Consider the following 4,438-nt stretch of genomic DNA (forward strand, 5'->3'; position numbering starts at 1 on the left):
TGAAACGCCGTAGCGCCGATGGTAGTGTGGGGTCTCCCCATGCGAGAGTAGGGAACTGCCAGGCATCAAATAAAACGAAGGGCCCTGTCGGAAGACAGGGCCTTTTGTTTTATCTGTAGTCTGCCGGATGGCGGCTCCGCCTTATCCAGCCTACAGGGACGCGCCGATCCACCCTCAATATAACCACAAGCCTTCCCTACACAGATACGGTAAACTATTGCCGATTGAGTATCAGGAAAGCAGCCATGACCCACTCCCTAAAACCCTGGAATACCTTCGGCATTGATCATTGTGCAAAGCACATCGTATGCGCTGAAAACGAACAACAACTACTGAGCGCCTGGCAGCAAGCAACTCGTGAGGGACTGCCGGTTATGATCCTGGGTGAAGGAAGCAACGTCCTGTTTCTGGAAAATTACGCCGGCACCGTGATCCTTAACCGCCTGAAAGGCATTGAGGTGAATGAAACCGCGGGCGCCTGGCACCTACACGTCGGCGCAGGCGAAAACTGGCATCAGCTGGTTCGCTACGCGCTGGACAACAACATGCCCGGCCTGGAGAATCTGGCGCTCATCCCTGGCTGCGTTGGTTCCTCGCCTATACAGAATATTGGCGCGTATGGCGTAGAACTACATCGCGTCTGCGACTACGTTGACTGCGTTGAACTGGAAACGGGAAAACGTCTGCGTTTGTCCGCGGCGGAATGCCGTTTCGGCTATCGTGACAGTATCTTCAAAAATGAATATCAGGATCGCGTTGCGATCGTCGCGGTGGGTCTGCGTTTGTCAAAGCAATGGCAGCCGGTGTTGACCTATGGCGATCTTACTCGTCTGGACCCGAAAACGGTCACCGCGCAACAGGTGTTTGATGCTGTATGCCATATGCGCACCACAAAATTGCCGGATCCTAAAGTGAATGGCAATGCGGGCAGCTTTTTTAAAAATCCCGTTGTCGCAGCCGATATCGCTATGGAACTGTTAGAACGATTTCCCAACGCGCCGCATTACCCTCAGGCAGACGGCTCAGTGAAGCTGGCGGCAGGCTGGCTGATAGATCAATGTCAGTTGAAAGGCGTCACCATTGGCGGCGCTGCGGTGCATCGCCAACAGGCGCTGGTATTGATTAATGCGAATGATGCGACAAGTAAAGATGTGGTGGCGCTGGCGCATCATGTCCGGCAAAAAGTGGGTGAAAAATTTAATGTCTGGCTGGAGCCTGAGGTTCGCTTTATTGGTCGGTCCGGAGAGGTGAACGCTGTGGAGAGCATTGCATGAAAGATACTACCGTTCCCCTGACGCTGATCTCACTACTTGCCGACGGAGAGTTTCACTCAGGCGAGCAGTTGGGTGAACGGCTGGGAATGAGCCGTGCGGCTATTAATAAACATATCCAGACATTACGCGACTGGGGAGTAGATGTATTTACCGTTCCCGGGAAAGGATATAGCTTACCGGAACCCATCCAGTTACTGGATGCTGACCGTATACATAGCCAACTGGATAGCGGAAACGTGGCGGTATTGCCCGTTATCGATTCAACCAATCAGTATTTACTTGATCGAATTGGCGAGCTGCGTTCAGGCGATGCCTGTGTAGCAGAATACCAACAGGCGGGGCGTGGTCGTCGCGGGCGTAAATGGTTCTCACCGTTTGGCGCGAATCTATATCTTTCAATGTACTGGCGTCTGGAGCAGGGGCCTGCGGCGGCAATAGGCTTGAGTCTGGTCATTGGAATTGTGATGGCGGAAGTGCTGCGTGAACTGGGCGCAGATAAAGTTCGTGTGAAGTGGCCTAACGACCTCTACCTGCTGGATCGCAAACTGGCGGGTATTCTGGTCGAGTTAACCGGTAAAACGGGCGATGCCGCACAAATAGTGATTGGCGCTGGTATTAACATGGCAATGCGTCGCGTAGAAGAGGACGTGATAAATCAGGGATGGATCACACTACAAGAGGCCGGAATTACGCTCGACCGCAATATGCTGGCCGCAAAGCTGATTTATAAGCTACGTGCTGCGCTTGAGCTTTTTGAGCAAGAAGGTCTTTCTCCTTATCTTTCGCGCTGGAAAAAACTGGATAATTTTATTGATCGCCCGGTAAAACTAATTATTGGCGACAAAGAAATATTTGGTATTTCTCGCGGCATTGATACTCAGGGTGCATTATTGCTTGAACAGGATGGCGTGATTAAACCCTGGATGGGTGGGGAAATATCGCTGCGAAGCGCCGAATAGTAAAAAAGGGGAGTCGGTACTCCCCTTTTTTCTGTTATTTCCGCAATCTTACCTGTTCCACCGCATGGTTAGCGCTCTTGGTCATAATAAGGCTGGCACGTTCTCGTGTAGGTAAAATATTTTGTTTTAAATTCAACCAGTTAATTTCTTTCCAAAGCGAAGCTGCTGTATTAACAGCTTCTTCTTTAGATAATTTCGCATAATTGTGGAAATAAGAGTCAGGATCGGTAAACGCCCCTTCGCGGAATTTCAGGAAGCGATTGATATACCACGTCTGAAGAAGCTCTTCTGGCGCATCCACGTAAATAGAGAAATCAACGAAATCAGAGACAAATACATGATGCGGATCGTGAGGATAATCCATACCGCTTTGTAAAACATTCAAACCTTCAAGAATCAATATATCAGGCTGAGCGACGGTTTTATCCCCTTCAGGAATAACATCGTAAATCAAATGAGAATAGACTGGCGCCGTCACGTTCGGTACGCCCGACTTGAGGTCAGAAACGAATTTCACCAGTCGGTGCATATCATACGATTCGGGGAACCCCTTTTTCTTCATTAACCCGCGTTCTTTCAACACCTGGTTTGGGTGGAGGAAGCCGTCAGTGGTAATCAATTCAACACGGCGGTGTTCCGGCCAGCGACTCAGCAACGCTTGCAGAACGCGTGCTGTCGTGCTTTTACCCACTGCGACGCTGCCCGCGATACTGATGATGTAAGGGATTCGCTGGCCGTTAGTGCCCAGAAACTGTTCCAGGACAGCCTGACGACGCAGATTTGAACTGATATAGAAATTTAGCAAACGGGAGAGAGGTAAATATATTTCTGCAACTTCTTCCAGCGATAAATCTTCATTAATGCCTTTTAACTGCGCGATCTCATCCTCGGTCAGGGTCATCGGCACAGAATCGCGAAGCGCAGCCCACTGGCTGCGATCAAACTGTAGGTAAGGCGTCATTAACGATTGCTCTTTTATACTCATAAGCATGTTTCTGGCTGCTATTGCTACATCAGTTCAGCGATGAACGAGGGCCATCCCTGACATGCAACGGCACGTCACATTTAAGTTAATTTGGACAATGGGCAGGAGGGTAACACCAGATGGGGAGGAATAATAAGAAAAAATCTCGCTGTGAAAGCTATCCCTGAGAAGCAATGTGACGAATATACCAGATACAGAAGATTGCTTTCTATCGACGGAGCGTTGAAATGCCGCGTCGTATTCTGGTCAGACGGTCAGTAAAATGCCGAAAATTTATGCTCTCTTGTTTGAAATTAGAGCATTTTTGTCTCTTATAGCGCAAAATGTGAGCGATAGAACATTTTATGCAATTTTTTAGTTGCATGAGCACGCAGGTCTCCATAGAATGCGCGCTACTTGATGCCGACTTAGCTCAGTAGGTAGAGCAACTGACTTGTAATCAGTAGGTCACCAGTTCGATTCCGGTAGTCGGCACCATCAAGTCCGGTGGGGTTCCCGAGCGGCCAAAGGGAGCAGACTGTAAATCTGCCGTCACAGACTTCGAAGGTTCGAATCCTTCCCCCACCACCATTTTCGGCCGCGCGATGGCGCAGCCCGAGACGATAAGTTCGCTTACCGGCTCGAATAAAGAGAGTTTCTCTCGATATTCAGTGCAGAATGAAAATCAGGTAGCCGAGTTCCAGGATGCGGGCATCGTATAATGGCTATTACCTCAGCCTTCCAAGCTGATGATGCGGGTTCGATTCCCGCTGCCCGCTCCAAGATGTGCTGATATAGCTCAGTTGGTAGAGCGCACCCTTGGTAAGGGTGAGGTCGGCAGTTCGAATCTGCCTATCAGCACCACTTCTTTTCTCCTTCCTGTTTTTCTCTTCTGTTTATTAGCATTCAACAAGTCGGGCGTGTTGCCTGGTTGATGTGGTGATATCACCGATTTATCCGTGTCTTAGAGGGACAATCGATGTCTAAAGAAAAGTTTGAACGTACAAAACCGCACGTTAACGTCGGTACTATCGGCCACGTTGACCATGGTAAAACAACGCTGACCGCTGCCATTACTACCGTACTGGCTAAAACCTACGGCGGTGCCGCTCGCGCATTCGACCAGATCGATAACGCGCCGGAAGAAAAAGCGCGTGGTATCACCATCAACACTTCTCACGTTGAATACGATACCCCGACCCGCCACTACGCACACGTAGACTGCCCGGGGCACGCCGACT

General features: G+C 49.9%; 5 protein-coding genes and 4 tRNA genes. 7 read left to right on the forward strand and 2 right to left on the reverse strand.

Annotation, left to right across the window (positions count from 1 at the left end; genetic code table 11):
• Positions 1–245: 245 nt before the first annotated feature.
• On the forward strand, positions 246–1,274 hold the full coding sequence (gene murB / locus J4617_RS22715) for a UDP-N-acetylmuramate dehydrogenase (protein ID WP_017466140.1): 1,029 nt from the start codon (positions 246–248) through the stop codon (positions 1,272–1,274).
• Positions 1,271–2,233 carry a bifunctional biotin--[acetyl-CoA-carboxylase] ligase/biotin operon repressor BirA gene (gene birA, locus J4617_RS22720; RefSeq protein ID WP_000655746.1) on the forward strand — a complete coding sequence of 321 codons (963 nt, stop codon included), beginning with the start codon at positions 1,271–1,273 and terminating at the stop codon, positions 2,231–2,233. The genes murB and birA overlap by 4 nt, the downstream gene beginning before the upstream one ends.
• A gap of 34 nt (positions 2,234–2,267) precedes the next feature.
• On the opposite strand, the gene coaA is transcribed toward birA, so the two are convergent.
• Entirely contained in the window at positions 2,268–3,218 is a 951-nt protein-coding gene (coaA, locus tag J4617_RS22725) for a type I pantothenate kinase (RefSeq protein ID WP_000023068.1), read from the reverse strand.
• 208 nt (positions 3,219–3,426) lie between these two features.
• A complete protein-coding gene (locus tag J4617_RS22730; RefSeq protein WP_001541267.1) occupies positions 3,427–3,600 on the reverse strand; it encodes a hypothetical protein in 174 nt (57 codons plus the stop codon).
• Between the two features lie 19 nt (positions 3,601–3,619).
• Here J4617_RS22730 and J4617_RS22735 point away from each other — a divergent pair.
• The 5 genes from J4617_RS22735 to J4617_RS22755 all read left to right on the forward strand — a co-directional run.
• A tRNA-Thr gene (locus J4617_RS22735) sits at positions 3,620–3,695 on the forward strand.
• An 8-nt stretch (positions 3,696–3,703) separates the two neighbouring features.
• Positions 3,704–3,788: transfer RNA gene (locus tag J4617_RS22740), tRNA-Tyr, on the forward strand.
• Positions 3,789–3,904: 116 nt separating this feature from the next.
• Positions 3,905–3,979: transfer RNA gene (locus J4617_RS22745), tRNA-Gly, on the forward strand.
• 6 nt (positions 3,980–3,985) lie between these two features.
• Positions 3,986–4,061, forward strand: a tRNA-Thr gene (locus tag J4617_RS22750).
• A 115-nt stretch (positions 4,062–4,176) separates the two neighbouring features.
• A partial coding sequence (locus J4617_RS22755) for a GTP-binding protein (protein WP_000031674.1) occupies positions 4,177–4,438 on the forward strand: 262 nt, incomplete at its 3' end.

It is taken from the genome of Salmonella sp. 32010601201800023SM (assembly GCF_017572235.1).
Lineage (GTDB): Bacteria > Pseudomonadota > Gammaproteobacteria > Enterobacterales > Enterobacteriaceae > Salmonella > Salmonella enterica.

What these genes read in the sequence shown, in the direction of transcription:
- murB (WP_017466140.1), top strand. Translation starts at nt 246, where the DNA reads ATGACCCACTCCCTAAAACCCTGGAATACCTTCGGCATTGATCATTGT.
- birA (WP_000655746.1), top strand. Translation starts at nt 1,271, where the DNA reads ATGAAAGATACTACCGTTCCCCTGACGCTGATCTCACTACTTGCCGAC.
- coaA (WP_000023068.1), bottom strand. Translation starts at nt 3,218, where the DNA reads ATGAGTATAAAAGAGCAATCGTTAATGACGCCTTACCTACAGTTTGAT.
- J4617_RS22730 (WP_001541267.1), bottom strand. Translation starts at nt 3,600, where the DNA reads ATGGAGACCTGCGTGCTCATGCAACTAAAAAATTGCATAAAATGTTCT.